This is a genomic window from Streptomyces sp. NBC_01352, from assembly GCF_036237295.1.
In the GTDB taxonomy this organism is placed as follows: domain Bacteria; phylum Actinomycetota; class Actinomycetes; order Streptomycetales; family Streptomycetaceae; genus Streptomyces; species Streptomyces plumbiresistens.
In genome coordinates, this window is the sequence record NZ_CP108354.1 from 7,871,453 (window position 1) to 7,892,011 (window position 20,559).

At 71.1% G+C, this 20,559-nt stretch carries 17 protein-coding genes and 1 pseudogene; 6 read left to right on the forward strand and 12 right to left on the reverse strand.

Annotated features, from left to right (window positions below; translation table 11 throughout):
* The first annotated feature begins 66 nt into the window (after positions 1 to 66).
* Positions 67 to 555 carry a GNAT family N-acetyltransferase gene (locus OG252_RS36255; RefSeq protein ID WP_266440672.1) on the forward strand — a complete coding sequence of 163 codons (489 nt, stop codon included), beginning with the start codon at positions 67 to 69 and terminating at the stop codon, positions 553 to 555.
* Here OG252_RS36255 and OG252_RS36260 read toward each other — a convergent pair.
* From OG252_RS36260 to OG252_RS36270, 3 genes and pseudogenes are all read right to left on the reverse strand, one after another.
* Positions 536 to 754 carry a hypothetical protein gene (locus OG252_RS36260; protein WP_266440675.1) on the reverse strand — a complete coding sequence of 73 codons (219 nt, stop codon included), beginning with the start codon at positions 752 to 754 and terminating at the stop codon, positions 536 to 538. The genes OG252_RS36255 and OG252_RS36260 overlap by 20 nt on opposite strands.
* A gap of 93 nt (positions 755 to 847) precedes the next feature.
* Positions 848 to 1,476, reverse strand: a pseudogene (locus tag OG252_RS36265) (TetR family transcriptional regulator).
* Positions 1,477 to 1,561: 85 nt separating this feature from the next.
* A complete protein-coding gene (locus tag OG252_RS36270) occupies positions 1,562 to 2,755 on the reverse strand; it encodes a MarP family serine protease (protein WP_266440681.1) in 1,194 nt (397 codons plus the stop codon).
* 188 nt (positions 2,756 to 2,943) lie between these two features.
* Here OG252_RS36270 and OG252_RS36275 point away from each other — a divergent pair, with 188 nt between their 5' ends.
* The 3 genes from OG252_RS36275 to OG252_RS36285 all read left to right on the forward strand — a co-directional run bounded on the left by OG252_RS36275 (position 2,944) and on the right by OG252_RS36285 (position 4,564).
* Complete coding sequence (locus tag OG252_RS36275; RefSeq protein WP_329341497.1) at positions 2,944 to 3,747, forward strand: peptidoglycan recognition protein family protein; 804 nt, start codon at positions 2,944 to 2,946, stop codon at positions 3,745 to 3,747.
* A 97-nt stretch (positions 3,748 to 3,844) separates the two neighbouring features.
* Positions 3,845 to 4,078: a hypothetical protein gene (locus OG252_RS36280; RefSeq protein ID WP_329341499.1), complete on the forward strand. Its 234-nt coding sequence runs from the start codon at positions 3,845 to 3,847 to the stop codon at positions 4,076 to 4,078.
* A 279-nt stretch (positions 4,079 to 4,357) separates the two neighbouring features.
* Positions 4,358 to 4,564, forward strand: a complete 207-nt coding sequence (locus OG252_RS36285) for a DUF397 domain-containing protein (RefSeq protein ID WP_266440690.1) — start codon at positions 4,358 to 4,360, stop codon at positions 4,562 to 4,564.
* Between the two features lie 362 nt (positions 4,565 to 4,926).
* On the opposite strand, the gene OG252_RS36290 is transcribed toward OG252_RS36285, so the two are convergent.
* The 6 genes from OG252_RS36290 to OG252_RS36315 all read right to left on the reverse strand — a co-directional run bounded on the left by OG252_RS36290 (position 4,927) and on the right by OG252_RS36315 (position 12,052).
* Positions 4,927 to 5,580: a hypothetical protein gene (locus tag OG252_RS36290; protein ID WP_266440693.1), complete on the reverse strand. Its 654-nt coding sequence runs from the start codon at positions 5,578 to 5,580 to the stop codon at positions 4,927 to 4,929.
* Positions 5,581 to 5,635: 55 nt separating this feature from the next.
* Positions 5,636 to 6,529: a helix-turn-helix domain-containing protein gene (locus OG252_RS36295; RefSeq protein ID WP_266440696.1), complete on the reverse strand. Its 894-nt coding sequence runs from the start codon at positions 6,527 to 6,529 to the stop codon at positions 5,636 to 5,638.
* 262 nt (positions 6,530 to 6,791) lie between these two features.
* A complete protein-coding gene (locus OG252_RS36300) occupies positions 6,792 to 7,310 on the reverse strand; it encodes a DUF4240 domain-containing protein (RefSeq protein WP_329345267.1) in 519 nt (172 codons plus the stop codon).
* A gap of 56 nt (positions 7,311 to 7,366) precedes the next feature.
* Positions 7,367 to 8,356 (reverse strand): helix-turn-helix transcriptional regulator, encoded by a 990-nt coding sequence (locus OG252_RS36305; protein WP_329341504.1) that lies wholly within the window; start codon positions 8,354 to 8,356, stop codon positions 7,367 to 7,369.
* A 93-nt stretch (positions 8,357 to 8,449) separates the two neighbouring features.
* The gene (gene aceE, locus OG252_RS36310) at positions 8,450 to 11,161 is read right to left on the reverse strand and encodes a pyruvate dehydrogenase (acetyl-transferring), homodimeric type (RefSeq protein WP_329341506.1); all 2,712 of its coding nucleotides are present in this window, start codon (positions 11,159 to 11,161) and stop codon (positions 8,450 to 8,452) included.
* Positions 11,162 to 11,428: 267 nt separating this feature from the next.
* Positions 11,429 to 12,052, reverse strand: coding sequence for a GntR family transcriptional regulator (locus tag OG252_RS36315; RefSeq protein WP_266440705.1), 624 nt, complete (start codon positions 12,050 to 12,052; stop codon positions 11,429 to 11,431).
* A gap of 236 nt (positions 12,053 to 12,288) precedes the next feature.
* Here OG252_RS36315 and OG252_RS36320 point away from each other — a divergent pair, with 236 nt between their 5' ends.
* Positions 12,289 to 12,999: a hypothetical protein gene (locus tag OG252_RS36320; RefSeq protein ID WP_329341508.1), complete on the forward strand. Its 711-nt coding sequence runs from the start codon at positions 12,289 to 12,291 to the stop codon at positions 12,997 to 12,999.
* Positions 13,000 to 13,055: 56 nt separating this feature from the next.
* Here the strand turns inward: OG252_RS36320 and sucB are convergent, their stop codons facing one another.
* The 3 genes from sucB to OG252_RS36335 all read right to left on the reverse strand — a co-directional run bounded on the left by sucB (position 13,056) and on the right by OG252_RS36335 (position 18,079).
* The gene (sucB, locus tag OG252_RS36325) at positions 13,056 to 14,855 is read right to left on the reverse strand and encodes a 2-oxoglutarate dehydrogenase, E2 component, dihydrolipoamide succinyltransferase (protein WP_329341510.1); all 1,800 of its coding nucleotides are present in this window, start codon (positions 14,853 to 14,855) and stop codon (positions 13,056 to 13,058) included.
* A gap of 54 nt (positions 14,856 to 14,909) precedes the next feature.
* Complete coding sequence (gene lpdA / locus OG252_RS36330) at positions 14,910 to 16,298, reverse strand: dihydrolipoyl dehydrogenase (RefSeq protein WP_266440714.1); 1,389 nt, start codon at positions 16,296 to 16,298, stop codon at positions 14,910 to 14,912.
* Positions 16,299 to 16,549: 251 nt separating this feature from the next.
* Positions 16,550 to 18,079 (reverse strand): leucyl aminopeptidase, encoded by a 1,530-nt coding sequence (locus tag OG252_RS36335; RefSeq protein ID WP_266440717.1) that lies wholly within the window; start codon positions 18,077 to 18,079, stop codon positions 16,550 to 16,552.
* Positions 18,080 to 18,421: 342 nt separating this feature from the next.
* Between OG252_RS36335 and OG252_RS36340 the strand changes: the two genes are divergently transcribed.
* Complete coding sequence (locus tag OG252_RS36340; protein ID WP_329341513.1) at positions 18,422 to 20,464, forward strand: hypothetical protein; 2,043 nt, start codon at positions 18,422 to 18,424, stop codon at positions 20,462 to 20,464.
* Positions 20,465 to 20,559 lie beyond the last annotated feature (95 nt).

The window sequence follows — 20,559 nt, forward strand, 5'->3', positions numbered from 1 at the left end:
CATCCTGGCTCAGCCGCCGCGGAAAACCCCGGCGGGGTTCGCGGACCGCCGTCGTAGGGTGACCGGATGCCGGTTCCGTACATACGCCACGCCACCTCCGACGACGAGGAGCCGCTGGGCCGCCTCGACCGCGACACCTGGTCCCCGCTGCACGCCGTCCAGCCCCGCCCGCAGCCGCCGTACGAGCCCTTCTTCAACGAGCGGTTCGGCCCGCTGGACCATCTGGTCGCGGAGCTCGGCGGCAGCCTCGTCGGCTACGTCCGGCTGGCCTATCCGACCTCGCTCGCCTGCAACACCCACGTCCGCCAGATCCAGGGCCTCGCCGTCGCCGACAAGGCACGCGGCACCGGGGTCGGCCGGGCGCTGCTGCGGGCCGCGCAGGACGAGGCCCGGCGGCAGGGGGCGCGCCGCATCACCCTGCGCGTGCTCGGCCACAACACGCCGGCCCGGGGGCTCTACGAGTCCGAGGGCTTCGTCGTGGAGGGCGTGCTGCCCGAGGAGTTCTTCCTGGACGGCCGGTACGTCGACGACGTGCTCATGGGCCGCAGTCTCTGACCTGGTCCGCCGAGGCCGTCGTACGACGCCTGCGCGCCACCAGATACAGCGGCACCCCCGCCACCGCGGCCGCCGTGGCGAAACCGGCGAGCACCCAGCCCTTGCCGCCGGAGTCCGGCGCCGGAGCCGCGGCGGTGAGGGTGAGCAGGGAGACCAGGGCCAGGGCGGCGGGTCGGAGCGCGCCGAGAGCACGAGACATGGCTCAGAGGTACGCCCGGGAGTGCCCCGGCCGAGGGCATTGATCCGTACGAGGGCGACGCGAGGGGCGTCGAGCCAGGAAGTGCCGGGCCCGTCACTCCGTCAACGGCCGCATCCCGGCCATCAGCTCCCGCAGGCACCGTACGGCCAGCTCCGCGGGCGACCCCGGTCCCGTCAGGCCGGCGTCCGTGGCGGCCCACACCTCCAGTGCCACCCGGACGGCGTCGGTGGCCGCGGCGGCGGCCAGGCGGATCCCCAGCTCGTCCGCGTCCGGGCCCGCCAGCCGCGTCAGTACGGGGAGCAGCTGCTCCTCGGACTCCTGGTTCACCCGGTACCAGACGGCCCGCAGGGCCGGGTCGCCGGCGGCCGCCCGCAGCAGCGCCCGGGTCTGCCGGAGACCGTCGGCCGCGTGCGCGTCCGGGGCGGCGAGCGCATCCCGCATCGCCCGCTCCAGCGCCTCGGGCACGGCCGCGCCCGGCTCGATCGCCGCGAGCAGCCCTCGCCAGCGGTCGCCGCCGCCGCGAGCAGGGGGCCCACCGCGTCCTGCTTGTTGCGGAAGTAGCGGTAGAAGGTGCGCAGCGCGACCCCGGCCCGCTCGGCGACGTCCTCCGCCGTCGTGCCGTCCGGGCCGCGCTCGGTGAAGAGCTCGGCGGCGGCACGCGCGATGTCCAGCTGGGTCGCCGCCTTGCGGCGCTCGGTCAGCGAGGGTGGCTTGGCGCTCACCCGGGGAAGCGTACGCAAGCCGGGAGACCGCCAGGAAGCGCTTGCACTCATCTCGGGCGCCCCCGCCGGCCTCCCCCGGGGGCAGCTAGGACGTCACCAACTCGCCCGTGTCCACCGGCGCCGTCGCGTCCGCCGCGCGTTCGGCGTCGGAGGCGACCTCGTCCGCCGTCAGGACGTAACCCGTCTCGGCGTCGGAGGTGGAGCGGGCGAAGACGACGCCGAAGACCTTGCCGTCGGTGGTGAGGAGGGGGCCGCCGGAGTTGCCGGGGCGGACGGTCGAGCGGATCGAGTAGATCTCGCGGGTGACGGTCGCGTCGCTGTAGATGTTCTGCCCGTTCGCCTGGACCCGGCCCGCGACGGTGGCCGCCTGCAGGTTCAGGTCGCCGTCCTGCGGATAGCCCGCGACCACGGCCGAGTCGCCGCGGGCGGCGGTGTCGTCGAAGCTCAGGACGGGGGCGCTCAGGTCGGGCACGTACAGCACGGCCACGTCCTTGTCCGGGTCGAAGAGCACCACGCGTGACTCGTACGACCGCCCGACCCCGCCGATCCGCACGCTCGGGTCGTCGATGCCGGCCACCACGTGGGCGTTGGTCATCACATGCTGCGGCGCGTACACGAACCCGCTGCCCTCGCGGCCCTGGGTGCCCGAGACGCCCTCGATCTTCACCGTGCTGAGCTTGGCGGCGTTGGTGGCGCTCGCGGTGACGCTGTCGCCGGTGGGCTTGGCGACCTCGGCCGTCGACTCGTTCTCGAAGGGGTTGAAGACCTGCGGGAAACCCGCCTCCGTGAGCGCGGACGTGGCCCGTGAGAACCAGGCGGGGGTGGTGTCCGGCATGGTGTTCTGCACGGCGCCGAGCAGGGCCGAGTCCCGGATCGCGGTCGTGACCAGCGACGACGAGGACGCGCCGAGTACGCTCGCGGCCACCCACGCCACGATCAGCACGGCCACCGAGTTGGCCGCGGCGCCGCCGACCCCGTCGGCCACTCTGAGCGGACCGAGACTGGCACGGCCCAGCTCCCGCCGCAGCCGGAGCGCGAGCCGCCCCGCCAGCTCGTGCCCGACCGCGGCCGGGCCGAGCACCGTCAGCACCGCGGTCACCGTCGCCGCGGTCGTGCCCGGTGACGCCAGGTCCATCACCCAGGGCAGCGCCCACACACCGATGACCGCGCCGCCCACGAACCCGGCGAGCGACACGCAGCCGGCGACCAGACCGCGCCGGTAGCCGGCGGCCGCGTAGGCGAGGATCACCAGCAACAGCAGGATGTCGAGCAGGTCCACTGAGCCGCCTTTCTCCAGGAACCCTTAGTACGCACGGGATGCGCCCAGTGATCAGCCACGCGCGCGTGGCGCCCGGAACCGGCCACGCGTGCGTGCACCTGGAAAAACGTCCCGGACCGGGACGATGGTTCCACCGGGTGGCACAGCACACATCGCGGGCGGACCGGATCGGTCGGACAGTGGAAACCATGCGTGTCCGAAGACCGAAGGGTGCCCGGAAAACACGCGCGGTGCACATACCGAGGGCCGCGCAGGTGCTGCTCGGCTGTCTGCCCGGCCTCGCCGCGGCTGTCGCCCTGGTGCTGTGTGCCAACGGCGTCGAGCGCTCGGCCGCCGCCGGTGCCCGGCAGGCCGAGGCCCACCCCGCCGCGGCCCGCTCCGCGACCAGACCGCACATCGTGCCGCGCTCGGTCTGGGCGGGGGAGGACAGCACCCGCACCCGGCCGCCGCCGCGCTACGACGACAAGGTCCTCGCGGTGTTCATCCACCACACGGACTCGCCCAACGCCTACGACTGCGCCGAGGCGCCCCGCATCATCCGCTACCTCGCCGCGGGTATGACCGAATCCCGTCACTGGGACGACATCGGCTACAACTTCCTCGTCGACCGCTGCGGCACCATCTACGAAGGCCGCGCGGGCGGCACCGACCGCCCCGTCACCGGCGCCCACACCCAGGGCTTCAACCACCGCACCACCGGCATCGCCGCCCTTGGCACCTTCACCTCCGGAGTGCCGGTCCCGAAGGTGATGACCGACGCGATCGCCCACCTCGCCGCCTGGAAGCTGGGCCTCGCCGGCATCGACCCCCGGCGGACGGTCCGCCTGGTCTCCAGCAACGGCCACAGCCGCTACGCCGCCGGCACCGCCGCCGTCCTCCCCGCCCTGGCCGGCCACGACGACGGCTACATGACCAGCTGCCCGGGCGCGGCCCTCAGCGCCCGCCTCCCGGAGATCAGAGACCTGGCGGCCCGCCTGCAGGGCATGACGTAGCGGTCCCCGGCTCACAGGCTTCTCCCAGCCGCCTCACCGACTCCCCCGAGGCAGCCGCCATAGCGTCAGTGACACGCACTGACCGGAGGTGGGGATCATGAACAGCAGTCGTATGAACACCAAAGAGACCACAGGTGGTTGGGCCAGGACCGCCCGCGGCCCCTGGGCCGTCGTCTGCGCGGTCGCCGCCGTCGTCCTGGGCCCGGCCGCCGTCACCGCCTCCGCCCTGGACCAGGCCAACGCGGCACCGCTGCACCACGCGGTGAAGGCCGACAACACGCAGGCGTACCTCCCGACGGACACCAACCGCCGCCGGACCACAGCCACTTGATGACGCCGTGGCTCGGACACCCGCGGTAATCGGGCTTGTTTGCAACTTGGCGCACAACTTCGGAGAGCCTAACCTTTCAGGACAAATGTGGGGCAGGAGTGTGTGACCTGCGGTCCGGTTGTGCCGCGCACTGGCCACTCCCGCCGTCATCCTGCGAGGCTTCCGGCGCCTGCGATACGGTGCGCCGAAGCCGGCAAGAGCGGGAAATACGGGGGATTCCAGGCGAGGCGCGGCCCTGTTCCGCACGGTCACCGGCCTGGTGGGGCGAGGGAGTCAGGGGTGGGCGATGGTGACCTGCTCGTACTCGACTGGCGCAAAAGCAGTGCCTGCGATCCGGTCGATTGCGTGGAAGTCGCCCTGATGGCCAGGGGGGTTCGCGTGCGTGAGTCGACTCGTCCGGAGGGGAATGTCATCTCCGTGGGGGCCGTGGCCTGGAGGGATTTTCTCGGGGCGTTATGTGCCAGAACCCTGGAAGGACCGCTGTGATGGGCGGTTTTCGGCCACAGGGACAGAGGGAGCATAGGGGCGGGGGGTGCCTGTGGTTCGATTGAGCCCAGCAGTGACGCGGCGTCCGGATCACCACCAGAGTCACACACAGCCGTCTGGGGACGACATGGGGGATTCCACAGGGCCACAGGCTTCCAACGGCCACGCGCACGGACCTGTTACGAGACCGCTGTTGCCGCTGGCCGCGTTGCTGGGCGCCTACTTCCTGGTGTCCGGAGGAACCGGCACGCTGGTGGGCGTCCTCCTCTCCTTCGCGGTGGCTCCCGCGCTGCGCCCATGGGTGTGGGCCTCGGCCGGCGTGATCGTTGCGAGTGTCGCGGGCCTGCTGCTCGATCGCGGAACTACGGCTGCCGTCCGCCGGTTTCCGAGCCTGGGGCTGGGCCTGCGTCCGGTGTCCGAGGGACGGGTTCGGTCCCCGGAGTAGGGGTGCTGGAGGGGGCGGTGCCACGGCCGGCGGCCGTGGCACGCCCATGTATTCGCATCCAGACAGTGCCGACCAGAATGCTGAGGCTGCCGAGTCCGAACACGCTTGCCGCCAAGACGGGGAACGAGGGAGCGGATTCCGGAGCGAAGTGGTGGAAGAAAAGGTAGAGCGCCGCCGCGAAGCCGGTCGTCCCGCAGAACAACAGGGCCAACGACACGACCAGGTTGCGGAAGTTCTTCAGAGCCGAGTCCGAGTGCATGACCGTGTGCAGTGTGTACATCACCACGTCGAGCACGGTGAGTTGCCGGTCCGGCAGCACCTCCGCCGGAGTCTGCGGCCCGGTCGGTTCGGCCGGCCGATCTACTGGAAGCGCCTCGACGAACACGATCGACGCGTTCGTCGGCCGGGGATTCGCGACAGGATCCGACGCGCCGATCTCGCTCGGCTCGGTGACGGCGGTCGGCTCGGTGACACCGATCGGCTCGACGGCATCGGTCGACGACCCCTGCGTGTCGGGGCGGGCACGTTTCCGTGCCAGCCTGTCGCGTATCCGTGTGAAGACACCCTTCACGGGCCTCTCCCGGTCTCGGTCCGACGTGTCGCCGGTGCGGGGGGCGAAGCTCCTGCTAGGACGGGGCGTCCCGCAGGGCGTTCGACGCGGTCGCAGGGCCGTGCGGGTACTGGGCCAGCACCTCGTCGATGAAGCGGACCGCAGCGCTGCCCGAGAGGGCATCGGTGCGGGACTTGTCGAACTTCGTCAGGTAGCCGACGACACTGTCCTGGTCGTCGCGGGTCGTCAGCGCGCCGTTCGGACCTTCCACGAAGAGAACGTCGCTGTCGTCCTTGAACGTCAGGGCGATCGAGCCGTTGCGCAGCACCGGATGCAGACCGAGGGCGAAGGGGACGACGCCCAGGTCGACGTGGCCGAGTTCCGCGACGGACTTCAGGTGCCGCAACTGCTCGCGCATCACGGCCGGTCCACCGATCCAGCGCCTCAGCGCGGCCTCGTCGACCAGGAAGTTCAGTCGAGGCTCCGATGCCTCGCGCAGCAGCCGGTCCTGGCGCTCCGCGCGCAGCGCCACGATCGCGTCGCCCCTCTCGGCAGAGTGCCGGCTGTTGAGCAGCGCGCGCGTGTAGGCCTCGGTCTGGAGCAGTCCCGGGACGAACGTGGGGTCGTAGGCGTACAACTCGGCGGCCACGCTCTCGAAGCCGAGGTATATGGCGAACTGGGGGTCCACCACGTCCCGGTAGGGGCTCCACCACGGAGGCTTCCGGCTCTCACGGGCGGCCTCCTCGAGCTGTTGCCGGACATCGGACTCCGTAATGCCGTAGAGATCGAGCAGGGCACGCAGATCGGTCACGGACACACCGACCGAGCCGCCTTCGATGCGGATCACCTTGGACGGTGACCAGGACAGGGCCTGCGCCACGTCCGGTTGGTTCAGTCCCGCCTCGTTGCGGAACGTGCGCAGGGCCAGCCGCACCCGGCGCCGCTCCACGGCGGGATCCTTCGAAGCCATCTCCTCGTAGTCCCACCTTCCGAGGGTGACGGAGTGTTCCAGGGTGGTTGCCACCTGGCAGGTTGCCGGTGAGCAGACTGCCAGGTGGCACACTGCCCGGGTACGGCTTGCCACCTGGCTGCCCCGGTGGATTGCCCTACCCTACCTCCAGAGCACCAGAAAAGGGGAACACGCCCCTACGGCGGGATTTCTGACGGTCCGTCCAGCGCTGAGGGCGAGCGGGTTCCGGGCGCGCGGTCGCCGTTCAGGGCGTCGGCCGGGGTCAGCCTCTGAACCGCTCCCACAGCTTCGGATACCGCCCGGCCAGCACCGACTCGTCCTCGAAGTCGAGCGGTGTGCCCTCCGGCTCGGAGGGGGCGGGCGCGATGCCCAGGTCGGGGGCGACGGTGCCGGTGAGCTGCTCGTAGGCCTCGTCCGCCGCGTAGCCGAGTTCCTCGCCGTCGCCGTCGATCTCCTCGTCGAAGTCGTCCAGGAGGTCGGCGAGCGAGTCGGGGTGGTGCACCGCGCCCTCGTACACCTCGCGGCCCTGGCCGATCAGCCAGCACCGGAAGAAGTCGAAGGCGTCGTCGCTCGCGCCGTCCAGCAGGACCCAGGCGGCGCCCCACAGGTCCCAGGTGTAGGCGCGGTTGTAGCGGGCCTCGAAGTGACGGGCGAAGTCGAGGACCATGTCCGGGTCGAGCTGGAGAAGACGGTCCACGAGCAGGTCCGCCTGCTCCTCCGGGTCGCCCTCGGCGGCCTCGCGGGTGGCGTCCACCAGCTCCCAGAACTCCGTCTCGTCCATCACGGGTCCAGCATCGGCCCTGAAGAGGTGGGACGCACGTGGAGTGGGGCGGATTGTTATGTCCCGTACAGCGCGGCCAGTCTGGCCGCGTCGCCGGCGAAACGCGCCCGCAGGCTCTCCGGTGCCAGCACCTCCGCCTCCGGCCCGAGCGCCGCGAGCTGGGTGTGCGCGACCTCCTCGGACTCCACCGGCAGGGTCACCGTCACCCGCCCTTCGCCGTCCGGGGCACCGGCCGCTGCCAGCGCCTCCCGGGCCGACAGGGGATCGACGGTGTACGGCAGTCTTCGCACCCCGTCCCCGGACAGCCGCACCACCACCTCCGCCCGCAGCAGCGACCGGGCGAACTGCTCGGCCCGCTCGTCCCAGAAGCCCGGCAGATCGAACTCCTCGTCCCGGTCGAACCGCTCCTCGCCGACCGTCACCACGGCGAACCGGTCGATCCGGTACACCCGGTAGGAGTCGCTCTGCCCCGCCACCCGCGCGCACAGGTACCAGACGCCCGCCTTGAGGACGAGCCCGTACGGCTCCAGCTCGCGCACGACGTCCTGCGAGCGCTCCGCTTCCCGGCCGCGATAGCGCGCGGTGATCCGCCGGTCGTCCCACACCGCGTCCGCGACGGCCGGCAGCAGTTCGGGGGTCTTCGGCTCCTTGAACCAGTTCGGCGCGTCCAGGTGGAAGCGCTGCGCGGCGGTCCGGGAGGCGTCGCTCAACGACGGCAGCAGGGCCGCCGACACCTTCAGCCGGGCCGCCGAGGCCGCGTCCTGAAGGCCCATCTCCCGCAGCGCCCCCGGCACCCCGGACAGGAACAGCGCCTCGGCCTCGCCGCGGGCCAGGCCGGTCAGCCGGGTGCGGTACCCGCCGATCAGCCGGTAGCCGCCGGCCCGCCCCCGGTCCGCGTACACCGGCACCCCCGCCTCCGACAGTGCCTGCGCGTCGCGGGTGACGGTCCGCTCGGACACCTCCAGCTCCCGCGCCAGCTCGGCGGCGGTCATGGACGGCCGGGACTGGAGCAGCAGCACCATTTTGATCAGACGGGCAGCACGCATACGGCCATGATGCCGGGCGCCACTGACAACGAAGGGGCACGGCGGCAGCCGTACCCCTTCATCGCTGTCATCGGACCGCAGGTCCTACAGGTCCTACAGGCCGTACTTCGCCCGCGCTTCCTTCACCGCGGTCGCCTTGACCTCGCCGCGCTTCGCGAGCTGGGCCAGGGCGGCGACGACGATCGACTCGGCGTCGACACCGAAGTGGCGGCGGGCCGCGTCACGCGTGTCCGAGAGGCCGAAGCCGTCGGCGCCCAGCGAGGAGTAGTCCTGCTCGACCCACTGCGCGATCTGGTCGGGGACCTGACGCATGTAGTCGGAGACCGCGAGCACCGGGCCCTCGGCGCCGTGCAGCGCCTGACGGACGTACGGCACCCGCTCCTCGCCCTGCAGCAGGGCGGCGTCGGCCTCCAGCGCGTCACGGCGCAGCTCGGTCCAGGAGGTCGCGGACCACACGTCGGCGGCCACGCCCCACTCCTCGGCGAGCAGCTTCTGCGCCTTGATCGCCCAGTGGATCGCCGTGCCGGAGCCCAGCAGCTGGATGCGCGGCGCGTTGGCGACCAGGGACAGCCCCGCCGACTCCGCCGTGCTGAACCGGTACAGGCCCTTGACGATGCCCTCGTCGATGCCGAGGCCCGACGGTTTCGCGGGCTGCGGCAGCGGCTCGTTGTAGACGGTCAGGTAGTAGAAGACGTTCTGGTCCTCACCCGGGGCCGCCTCGCCGTACATCCGGCGCAGACCGTCCTTGACGATCGTCGCGACCTCGTAGGCGAACGCGGGGTCGTACGTCAGCGCGGCGGGGTTGGTCGCCGCGATGACCGGCGAGTGGCCGTCGGCGTGCTGGAGGCCCTCGCCCGTCAGGGTCGTCCGGCCGGCCGTGGCGCCGACGAGGAAGCCGCGGCCGAGCTGGTCGCCGAGCTGCCACATCTGGTCGGCCGTGCGCTGCCAGCCGAACATCGAGTAGAAGATGTAGAACGGGATCATCGCTTCGCCGTGCGTGGCGTACGCGGTGGACGCGGCGATGAAGTCGGCCATCGAACCGGCCTCGGTGATCCCCTCGTTGAGGATCTGGCCGTTCGTGGCCTCCTTGTAGTACATCAGCTGGTCGCGGTCGACCGGCTCGTACGTCTGGCCCTTGGGCGAGTAGATGCCGAGCGACGGGAACAGGCTCTCCATGCCGAAGGTGCGCGCCTCGTCGGGGACGATCGGCACCCAGCGCCTGCCGGACTCCTTGTCGCGGACCAGGTCCTTGACGAGCCGGACGAAGGCCATCGTGGTCGCGACGTTCTGCGTGCCGGAGCCCTTGTCGAAGGAGGCGAACGCCTTCTCCGCCGGGGCCGGCAGCGGGGCCAGCGGGTGCGTACGGCGGGCCGGGGCCGGGCCGCCGAGGGCCGCGCGGCGCTCCTGGAGGTAGCGGACCTCTGGGGAGTCGGCGCCGGGGTGGCCGTAGGGCACGACCCCGTCGACGAACTGGCTGTCCGAGATCGGCAGCTCCAGCAGGTCGCGCATCGTCTTGAACTCGTCCACCGAGAGCTTCTTCATCTGGTGGTTGGCGTTCTTCGACGCGAAGCCCTCACCGAGGGTGTGGCCCTTGACCGTCTGGGCCAGGATGACCGTCGGGGCGCCCTTGAAGTCCACGGCCGCCTTGTACGCCGCGTACACCTTGCGCGCCTCGTGGCCACCGCGGGAGAGGTGGAAGCACTCGAGGATCTTGTCGTCGCTCAGCAGCTTCGCCATCTCGACGAGCGCCGGGTCCTTGCCGAAGAAGTCCTGGCGGATGTAGGCGGCGTCGCGGGTCTGGTACGTCTGCACCTGGGCGTCGGGTACCTCGCGCAGGCGGCGTACGAGCGCGCCGGTGGTGTCCAGCTGGAACAGCTCGTCCCAGGCCGAACCCCACAGCGTCTTGATGACGTTCCAGCCGGCGCCGCGGAACTGGGCCTCCAGCTCCTGCACGATCTTGAAGTTCGCGCGGACCGGGCCGTCGAGGCGCTGCAGGTTGCAGTTGATGACGAAGGTCAGGTTGTCCAGACCCTCGCGGGAGGCCAGTGCGAGGGCCGCCGTCGACTCGGGCTCGTCCATCTCGCCGTCGCCCAGGAAGGCCCAGACGTGCGACTGGGAGACGTCCTTGATGCCGCGGGCGGTCAGGTAGCGGTTGAAGCGCGCCTGGTAGATCGCGGAGAGCGGGCCGAGGCCCATCGACACCGTCGGGAACTCCCACAGCCAGGGCAGGCGGCGGGGGTGCGGATACGACGGGAGGCCGTTGCCGCCGGACTCGCGGCGGAAGTTGTCGAGGTGGTCCTCGTTCAGCCGGCCGTCGAGGAAGGCGCGGGCGTAGATGCCGGGGGAGGCGTGGCCCTGGATGTACAGCTGGTCGCCGGAGCCGGGCGCTTCCTCGGATTCCTTGCCCTTGAAGAAGTGGTTGAAGCCCGTCTCGTACAGCCAGGCCGCGGAGGCGAAGGTGGCGATGTGGCCGCCGACGCCGTACTTGCTGCCCCGGCTGACCATCGCCGCCGCGTTCCAGCGGTTCCAGGCGGTGATCCGGGCTTCCATCGCCTCGTCACCGGGCGCGGACGGCTCGGCGGCGGTCGGGATGGTGTTGACGTAGTCGGTCTCGAGGAGCTTGGGCAGCGCGATGCCGGTGCCCTCGGCCCGCTCCAGCGTGCGCCGCATCAGGTACGCCGCGCGGTGCGGCCCGGCCGCCTTGGCGACCGCGTCCAGTGAGGCCTGCCATTCGGCGGTCTCCTCCGGGTCCCGGTCCGGGAGCTGGTCGAGCGCGCTCGGCTGGATGGCGTTGGGGTCGGTCATGTCGCCGCCTTCCTCAGTCGAAGGGGGTTCCCTCATCGGCAAGGGTTCGGGGGTGCCCTAGGTCTTTGGCAGGACAGGGCTGGGGCCTCGGTGGAAGCCCGTCGAGACTCTAACTCCCTGATCGATGATCGATCAAAGGGTTGAGAGGCAAAACCTCTTGATCACGAGAAAGTAGGCACGGGGTGCCTTCAAGAAAGACACGGCGTGCCGCTTCTGATAAGGGTTTTCGCAGGTCGGGACACGTTTGAGCGCGGTACCGCTCAGGGTTCAGGCCTGCGGTGCGCAGCCCAGGACGTGAGCCTTCACGATCTCGGCGATCCGCGGATCCTGGCGACGGAACGCGGCCACCAGCTCCTCGTGCTCCTCCGCGTACGACTGCTGAACCGTTCCCAGCCAGCGGATCGACAGCGCGGTGAAGACCTCGATGCCCAGGCCCTCCCAGGTGTGCAGCAGCACCGAGTTGCCCGCCGCCCGGACCATCTCGCGGTGGAAGGCCACCGTGTGCCGCACCTGGGCCGTCCCGTCCGACGCGCGGTCGGCCTCGTACAGCGCGGCGACATGCGGCTCCAGGGCCGAGCAGTCGTGCGCCAGCCGCCCCGCCGCCAGCTCCGCCGCGATCGCCTCCAGACCGGCCCGGACCGGGTAGCTCTCCTCCAGGTCGGCCGCGGTCAGGTTCCGCACCCGTACGCCCTTGTTCGGCGCCGACTCGATCAGCCGCAGCGACTCCAGCTCGCGCAACGCCTCCCGCACCGGGGTCTGACTGACCTCCAGCTCGGTGGCGATACGGCGCTCCACGATCCGCTCGCCCGGCTTCCAGCGCCCGCTGACGATCCCCTCCACGATGTGCTCGCGGATCTGCTCGCGCAGCGAGTGGACGACGGGCGCGGTCATGAGGGCTCCTTAGGGAGGGGCCGCCCATCGGCCCCGGGGGCGTTTGACGTTTAGACAATAAGGCCGCGGGCCCATGAGGGAGGGGCGCACGGGGGCGCTTTCGCGCAGGTGAGACGAGGCTTACACGCTCTCAGCTCGACGTCTTCTGTCAATACGGGGAACCCCGGGGGCTCCTTCGGTGTCGCCGTCGGCAGAGGGCTCCCGCGCGGGGCGCCCTCGGCACGAGTGGGGGCGACATGAACATCGGGGGACGGCGTGGAGCAGTGCGCTGGACGGCCGCGGCGGCCGTGATCGGCGCGCTGGTGGGGGTGACGGGCTGCCAGCAGACGCCCACCCGGGCGGAGGCGAAGGCGGGCCGCACGATCACGGCAGAGAGCACGGCAGAGAGCACGGAAGAGAGCACGGAACAGATCACGGGAATGGCGGGCGCAGCCCGGGGACAGGGCGGCGCCTGTGTCTTCGTCAAGCCGGACGGGGCGCAGAAGTTCGGCCACGTCGGCTGGGGCTTCCGGATCACCGGGACCGACCGCTGGGTGTACGGCGCGATCGAGAACCCGAGCGGAAAGCTGTACACCCCGCCGGGCGGCGACATCGGTGCCTGGCAGGCGGAGGGGACGTACGCGCGCATGCTCAGCGAGATGTCCCGGGACGCGCACTATCCCGGCAGGTCCGAGCACCCGTACAGCCGTTACCGCTGCACGTCCTCCTCGACGAGCGACGTGCCGGCGGCGCGGGCGATGATCCGTACCGTCGCCGAACGCGGCTTCCTCGTGGGCGTCGAGCCGAGGACCGGGAAGCTCACCTCGCGGGACTGCCTGGACGCCACGTCCGACGTGCTGAAGGCGTACCGGACGCGGCGCCTGGTGCCCGCGCCGAAGCTCGCGGTCCCCAATGTGTGGGTGGAGTCGCTGGTGGGGTGGTCGGACAAGAGCCTGACGCCCCGGTGACAGCGCGGTGCCCCGCCCGGAGGACTCCGGACGGGGCACCGTACAGGCGAAGAGCCTCAGAGCCCGAGCTCGACCTCGAACTCGCCCGCCTCCAGGATCGCCTTGACCGCGGTCAGGTAACGGGCCGCGTCGGCGCCGTCCACCAGACGGTGGTCGTAGGAGAGGGTCAGGTACGTCATGTCACGGATACCGATGACCGTGCCCTCCTCCGTCTCGATGACGGCCGGACGCTTGACCGTGGCACCGATACCGAGGATCGCGACCTGGCCCGGCGGCACGATGATCGTGTCGAAGAGCGCACCGCGCGACCCGGTGTTGCTGATGGTGAAGGTCGCGCCGGACAGCTCGTCCGGGGTGATCTTGTTGGCGCGGACCTTGCCCGCGAGCTCCGCCGTGGCCTTGGCGATGCCGGCGATGTTGAGGTCACCGGCGTGCTTGATGACCGGGGTCATCAGGCCCTTCTCGGAGTCCACCGCGATACCGATGCTCTCGGTGTCGAAGTAGGTGATCGTGCCCTCGTCCACGTTGATCCGGGCGTTGACCGGCGCGTGCGCCTTCAGTGCCTGGGCCGCCGCCTTGACGAAGAACGGCATCGGGGAGAGCTTGACGCCCTCACGGGCCGCGAACGCGTCCTTGGCCCGGGCGCGCAGCTTCATCAGGCGCGTGACGTCGACCTCGACGACCGAGGACAGCTGCGCCTGCTCGTGCAGCGCCTTGACCATGTTGTCGCCGATGACCTTGCGGATGCGCGGCATCTTGACGGTCTGGCCACGCAGCGGAGAGGCCTCCAGGACGGGGGCCTTCTTCGCGGCGGCGGCCGGTGCGGCGGCGGCCGGAGCCGGAGCAGCGGCGGCGGCCTTCGCGGCCTCGGCGGCGGCGATGACGTCCTGCTTGCGGACGCGGCCGCCGACGCCGGTGCCCTTGACGGTGGCCAGGTCGACGCCGTTCTCGGCGGCGAGCTTGCGCACCAGCGGGGTCACGTAGGCGCCGTCGTCACCGGAGGTGGCGGCGGGCGCGGCGGCCGGGGTGACCGGAGCCGGGGCGGGCGCCGGAGCGGCCGGGGCCGGCTCGGGAGCCGGGGTGACCTGCTGCTGCGGGGCCGGAGCCGTGGGCGCCTGCGGAGCCGGAGCCGGAGCCGGAGCCGCGGGGGCGGGCGCCGGAGCCGGGGCAGGAGCCTCGGCGGCGGGCGCGGGAGCCGGAGCGGCGGGGGCCGGAGCAGCGGCCGGAGCCGCGCCCGGGGCGCCGATGACGGCCAGCTTGGCACCGACCTCGGCGGTCTCGTCCTCGGCGACCGTGATCTCGAGCAGCACACCGGAGGTGGGCGCCGGGATCTCGGTGTCGACCTTGTCCGTGGAGACCTCGAGCAGCGGCTCGTCGGCCTCGACGGAGTCGCCGACCTCCTTGAGCCAGCGGGTGACGGTGCCCTCGGTGACGGACTCGCCGAGCGCGGGCAGGACGACGTCCGTGCCCTCGGCGGAGCCGCCGCCGGTGGCGGCCTCGGCGGTGGGAGCAGGAGCCGGGGCGGCCTGCTCGGTGGACGGGGCGGCCTGAGCCGGCTCGGGAGCGGCAGCAGGGGCCGGCTCGGCGGCCGGGGCCGGGGCGGCAGCGGGCGCGCCGGTGCCGTCGTCGATGACGGCCAGTTCGGCGCCGACCTCGACGGTCTCGTCCTCGGCGACCTTGATGGACGCCAGGACACCGGCGGCGGGCGAGGGGATCTCGGTGTCGACCTTGTCGGTCGACACCTCGAGCAGCGGCTCGTCGGCCTCGACGCGCTCACCCTCGGCCTTCAGCCAGCGGGTGACAGTGCCCTCGGTGACGCTCTCACCGAGCGCAGGAAGGGTTACGGAAACCGCCATGGTTTCGGTTGCTCCTTACAAGTGCGGAAGTCTGGGGGTTCGTCGACCGAGGGGTCAGTCGTGCGAGTGGAGGGGCTTGCCGGCCAGGGCCAGGTGGGCCTCGCCGAGCGCTTCGCTCTGCGTCGGGTGGGCGTGGATGAGCTGCGCGACCTCGGCGGGCAGCGCCTCCCAGTTGTAGATCAGCTGGGCTTCGCCGACCTGCTCGCCCATGCGGTCACCGACCATGTGGACGCCGACCACAGCACCGTCCTTGACCTGGACGAGCTTGATCTCGCCCGAGGTGTTGAGGATCTTGCTCTTGCCGTTGCCCGCGAGGTTGTACTTCAGAGCGACGACCTTGTCCGCACCGTAGATCTCCTTGGCCTTGGCCTCGGTGATGCCCACGGAGGCGACCTCGGGGTGGCAGTACGTCACCCGCGGGACACCGTCGTAGTCGATCGGAACGGTCTTCAGACCGGCCAGACGCTCCGCCACCAGGATGCCCTCGGCGAAGCCGACGTGCGCGAGCTGGAGCGTGGGGACCAGGTCACCGACGGCGGAGATGGTCGGGACGTTGGTGCGCATGTACTCGTCGACCAGGACGTAGCCGCGGTCCATGGCGACGCCCTGCTCCTCGTAGCCGAGACCGGCGGAGACGGGCCCGCGGCCCACCGCGACCAGCAGGAGCTCGGCCTCGAACTCCTTGCCGTCGGCGAGGGTGACCTTGACGCCGTCGGTGGTGTACTCGGCCTTCGAGAAGAAGGTGCCCAGGTTGAACTTGATGCCGCGCTTGCGGAACGCGCGCTCAAGAAGCTTGGAGGAGTTCTCGTCCTCGAGGGGGGCGAGGTGCTTGAGGCCCTCGATGATCGTGATGTCCGTGCCGAAGGACTTCCACGCGGAGGCGAACTCGACGCCGATGACCCCGCCGCCGAGGACGATCGCCGACTTCGGCACCCGGTCCAGGACGAGGGCGTGGTCGGAGGAGATGATCCGGTTGCCGTCGATCTCCAGGCCCGGCAGCGACTTCGGCACGGAGCCGGTCGCCAGCAGGACGTGGCGGCCCTGGACGCGCTGGCCGTTCACGTCGACGGAGGTGGGGGAGGAGAGGCGGCCCTCACCCTCGATGTACGTCACCTTGCGGGAGGCGACAAGTCCCTGCAGGCCCTTGTACAGGCCGGCGATGACGCCGTCCTTGTACTTGTGGACCCCGGCCATGTCGATGCCCTCGAAGGCGGTCTTCACACCGAACTGCTCGCTCTCGCGGGCCTGGTCGGCGATCTCGCCCGCGTGCAGCAGGGCCTTGGTGGGGATGCACCCCCGGTGCAGGCAGGTACCGCCGACCTTGTCCTTCTCGATCAGGGCGACGTCCAGGCCCAGCTGAGCCCCGCGCAGGGCCGCGGCGTAACCACCGCTACCACCGCCGAGGATCACTAGGTCGAAAACGGTGCTGGCGTCGTTCGCCACGTCACGTCCTCCATGCATGTGCGCCACGCCGGTCTGCGGTGACCGGTCGGCGGCTGGTGTCCGGCCGCTCGTTCTTCGGCCCTTCGGTGGGGCCCTGTCCTGCCGAGGCCCATCTTCGCACTTGTCGGCGCGGGAAGAGACGCCGGGCTGGTGTGTGAGACGTCGCACTCTCCTGGGCCGTCACCTGTGCCACGGCAGGGCGACGGGGCCCCGCCCTACCCGCGCGCGGGGCCCCGTCACCGAAAAGGACCTCAGCCCAGGTCGCCCGCGGCCGTCAGTTCGGCCAGCCGGACCAGAGTCCGCACCGCCGTGCCCGTGCCGCCCTTCGGCGTGTATCCGAAGGGCCCGCCCTCGTTGAAGGCCGGTCCCGCGATGTCCAGGTGCGCCCAGGTGATCCCCTCACCCACGAACTCCCGCAGGAACAGACCGGCGACCAGGCCGCCGCCCATCCGCTCACCCATGTTGGCGATGTCGGCCGTGGCGGAGTCCATCCCCTTGCGCAGGTGCTCCGGCAGAGGCATCGGCCAGGCCGGCTCACCGACCTCCTCCGCGGCCTCGTGGATCGCGGAGCGGAACGCCTCGTCGTTCGCCATGATCCCGAACGTCCGGTTGCCCAGCGCCAGCATCATCGCGCCGGTCAGCGTCGCCACGTCCACGATGGCGTCCGGCTTCTCCTGGGAGGCGGCCCACAGCGCGTCGGCGAGGACCAGCCGGCCCTCGGCGTCGGTGTTGAGCACCTCCACGGTCTTGCCGCTGTACATGCGCAGCACGTCACCGGGCCGGGTCGCGGAGCCCGAGGGCATGTTCTCGGCCAGCGCCAGCCAGCCGGTCACGTTGACCTCCAGCCCCAGACGCGCGGCGGCGACCACGGCGGCGAAGACCGCCGCCGCACCGCTCATGTCGCACTTCATGGTCTCGTTGTGGCCTGCTGGCTTGAGCGAGATGCCGCCCGAGTCGTAGGTGATGCCCTTGCCGACGAAGGCGAGGTGCTTGCTCGCCTTCGAGGAGGTGTACGACAGCTTCACCAGCCGCGGGCCCGCCGCCGACCCGGCGCCGACGCCCAGGATGCCGCCGTAGCCGCCCTTGACCAGGGCCTTCTCGTCGAGCACCTGCACCTTGATGCCGTGCTCCTTGGCCGCGGTCTGCGCGACGGCGGCGAACGCCTCGGGGTCGAGGTCGTTCGGCGGCATGTTGATCAGGTCGCGGGCGCGGTTGAGCTCCTCGGCCACCGCGGCGGCCCGCTCGATCGCCGCCTTGTAGGCGCGGTCGCGGGGCTTGCCGCCGAGCAGGGAGGCCTCGGCGAGCGGCGCCTTGCCGTTCTTGGCCTTGGCGTCGCTCTTGCCGTTCTCCTTGTAGGTGTCGAAGGAGTACGCCCCGAGGAGGACGCCCTCGGCCACCACTCCGGCATCCGCGGCGTCCGCGAGCGGCAGCGCGAACGCCGCCTTCTTGGCGCCGGAGAGGGTGCGGGCGGCCACGCCGGCGGCTCGGCGCAGCGCCTCCGCGTCGAAGCCGGAGTCCTTCTCGGGCTCGGCGCCCAGGCCCACCGCCACCACGAGCGGCGCCTTGAAGCCGGCCGGCGCGGGCAGCTTCGTCACCTCGCCCTCGGCACCGGAGGCACCGAGGGTCTCCAGGACGCCGGCGAGCCTGCCGTCGTACGCCTTGTCCACGGCCTCGGCGCCCGGTGCGACGACCGGGCCTTCGGCACCCTTGGCCACACCGATCACGATCGCGTCGGCCCGAAGGCCGGGCGCCGCGGCGGTGCTGAGAGTGAGAGCAGTCACGGTGGTGAAATCTCGCTTCCTTGGAAGTCCTGTGCGGCCGGACAAGGGTGGGTCGGCCGAGCCCGAAAACCGACCCTAGAACTCTCTTGCGGCCTGGTCTTTACCAGGGCAGGTAAACACCCGCCCTGAGCCTACGCTCGGGCCCGCTGTCGATCATTCCTACGGCCATTCACCCATCGGTGGCGTCCTGGCCACTTCTTGATCCCCAGTCCCGGTGAGCTGAGTCACACTCGTCTGGTTCCGGCGAGCGTACGCCTCGCCGCTTTGCATCATTTCCACGGATCCTCCTCTGATCGACCACATGGGGATCCATCGGGGGAATCACTGGGGAGGGGACGACCCATGGCGCATCGCGCGCACGCACACAGATGGAGAACCACGGCCGCTGTACTGACGGCCGCCGGTCTCATGGCGCTGGGACTGGGCATACCCGGCGCGTCGGCGGCCGAGGAGCCGCGCATCGATCTCAGGGTGCTGGTGGTGGACAACGGCGACAGCCCGGTCCAGGCCATCACCGCCCAGCTGAAGAGCACCGGCATCCCGTACACGAGGGTGAACCTGAACGACGCCGACCGTCCGGCCATCACGGACACGTTCCTCAGCGACACGGTGGACGGCACGCCGCGCGCCAAGTACCAGGGCGTGGTGCTGCCCAACGAGGCCCCGTTCGGGGCGGGCTCGGCCGAGCAGACCGCCCTGGAGACCTACGAGCGGACGTACGGCATCCCGCAGGTCGACGCCTACACCTGGGCGCACCCGGGAGTCGGCCTCGACTACACGAGTCAGGGCGGCTGGGCCGGCACCCTCGACGGGCGTGAGGCGGCCGTGACCACGGTCGGCAAGGCGGGGTACTTCGGTTATCTGGACGGCGCCCTCACCTTCGAGGACAACGACGCCTCGACGCAGGAGAGCTACGGCTTCGTCGCCAAGCCCCGTACGGGATTCACCAGTTACGTCGACATCCCGGTGCCCGCCGGGGCGGGCACCGGCAGCCTGATCGGTGAGTACGCGCACGACGGACGCCGTGAACTCGTCGTCACCTTCGCCTACAACCAGTACCAGGAGCAGTTCCGGGTACTCGCCCGTGGCATCGTCGAATGGCTGACCCAGGGCGTACACCTCGGGCAGAGCAGGAACTACTTCGCCGTCCATGTCGACGACGTCTTCGCGCCCGACAGCCGCTGGGACACCGAACGCAACTGCACCCCCGGCGACTTCGACTGCGCGGGTGGTGACGGCGAGGGAACCACACCGATCCGTATGACGGCGGCCGACGCGCAGTACGCGGCGCAGTGGCAGCGGGAGCGCGGCTTCACGCTCGACATGGTCTACAACGCCGGCTCCGGCGAGGAGTGGAAGAGCGAGCACGGCGGCAGCGACCCGCTCACCGACCAGCTGCTCGCCGACAAGGAGCAGTACCGCTGGATCAACCACACCTACACGCACCAGTACCTGGGCTGCGTCCAGGACACCAGCACCGTGCCGTGGAGCTGCGCGAAGAACGCGGATGGCTCGACGCGGTACATGAGCCGCGCCGACATCTCGGCGGAGATCTCCGCCAACTACGACTGGGGGCTCACCCAGGGCCTCCCGATGAACCGCTCCGAGCTGGTCACCGGCGAGCACTCGGGCCTCAGGACGCTGCCGCAGCAGCCCGACGACAACCCGAACCTGGCCGGCGCACTCGCCGACAACGGCATCGCCTGGACCGCCTCGGACAACTCCCGCGAGCCCGAGCAGCGTCCGGTCGGCACCAGCACGCGGACCGTGCCGCGCTATCCGATGAACGTGTACTACAACGTGGGCACCGACGCCGAGATGGTCGACGAGTACAACTGGATCTACACCTCGGCGGCCGACGGCGGCAGCGGCGTCTGCGAGAACAACCCCACGTCCACCTGCCTCGACGAGCCGCTGGACACCACCACCGGCTACGACGAGTACATCGTCCCGCTGGAGGCCCGCACCGCCCTCGGACACGTCGTCGCGGGCGACCCGCGCCCGCACTACGCCCACCAGTCCAACCTGGCCGAGGACCGGACGCTCTACCCGGTCATGGACAAGGTGCTGGCCGACTACGCGGCCCTCTTCGCCGACAACACCCCGGTGCAGAACCTCGCGCAGCGCGCCATCGGCACCGAGCTGCAACGACGCGCCGCCTGGCAGACCGCTGTCACGAACGGCCAGGTCACCGCGTACCGCATCGGGAACGAAGTCACCGTCACCGCACCGTCCGGGACGCAGATCCCGGTGACCGCACCGGAAGGGACGCAGAGGCAGCTCTTGATCGGCACCACCACCTTCGGCACGCCCTACGCGGGAGCGCGCTCGGCCTGGACCACGCCGGCCGCGCTGCAGCCCGGGTTGACGCTGAAGCTGCCGTAGAGAGGCGCCCCTTCAGGGGCGCGGGGCCGCATTCGATATGCGGCTCCGCCGCGGGGCGCGACCGGCCACAACGAGCCCGCAGCCGGGGGCCGAGC

Excerpts from the sequence above, each read along its gene's own strand:
- OG252_RS36315 (WP_266440705.1), bottom strand. The coding sequence starts at position 12,052 with ATGACCGCGCCCGTCGTCCACTCGCTGCGCGAGCAGATCCGCGAGCAC.
- OG252_RS36280 (WP_329341499.1), top strand. The coding sequence starts at position 3,845 with ATGAACAGCAGTCGTATGAACACCAAAGAGACCACAGGTGGTTGGGCC.
- sucB (WP_329341510.1), bottom strand. The coding sequence starts at position 14,855 with ATGGCGGTTTCCGTAACCCTTCCTGCGCTCGGTGAGAGCGTCACCGAG.
- OG252_RS36340 (WP_329341513.1), top strand. The coding sequence starts at position 18,422 with ATGGCGCATCGCGCGCACGCACACAGATGGAGAACCACGGCCGCTGTA.
- OG252_RS36295 (WP_266440696.1), bottom strand. The coding sequence starts at position 6,529 with ATGGCTTCGAAGGATCCCGCCGTGGAGCGGCGCCGGGTGCGGCTGGCC.
- OG252_RS36255 (WP_266440672.1), top strand. The coding sequence starts at position 67 with ATGCCGGTTCCGTACATACGCCACGCCACCTCCGACGACGAGGAGCCG.
- OG252_RS36275 (WP_329341497.1), top strand. The coding sequence starts at position 2,944 with ATGCGTGTCCGAAGACCGAAGGGTGCCCGGAAAACACGCGCGGTGCAC.
- OG252_RS36300 (WP_329345267.1), bottom strand. The coding sequence starts at position 7,310 with ATGGACGAGACGGAGTTCTGGGAGCTGGTGGACGCCACCCGCGAGGCC.
- OG252_RS36320 (WP_329341508.1), top strand. The coding sequence starts at position 12,289 with ATGAACATCGGGGGACGGCGTGGAGCAGTGCGCTGGACGGCCGCGGCG.
- aceE (WP_329341506.1), bottom strand. The coding sequence starts at position 11,161 with ATGACCGACCCCAACGCCATCCAGCCGAGCGCGCTCGACCAGCTCCCG.
- OG252_RS36305 (WP_329341504.1), bottom strand. The coding sequence starts at position 8,356 with ATGCGTGCTGCCCGTCTGATCAAAATGGTGCTGCTGCTCCAGTCCCGG.
- OG252_RS36260 (WP_266440675.1), bottom strand. The coding sequence starts at position 754 with ATGTCTCGTGCTCTCGGCGCGCTCCGACCCGCCGCCCTGGCCCTGGTC.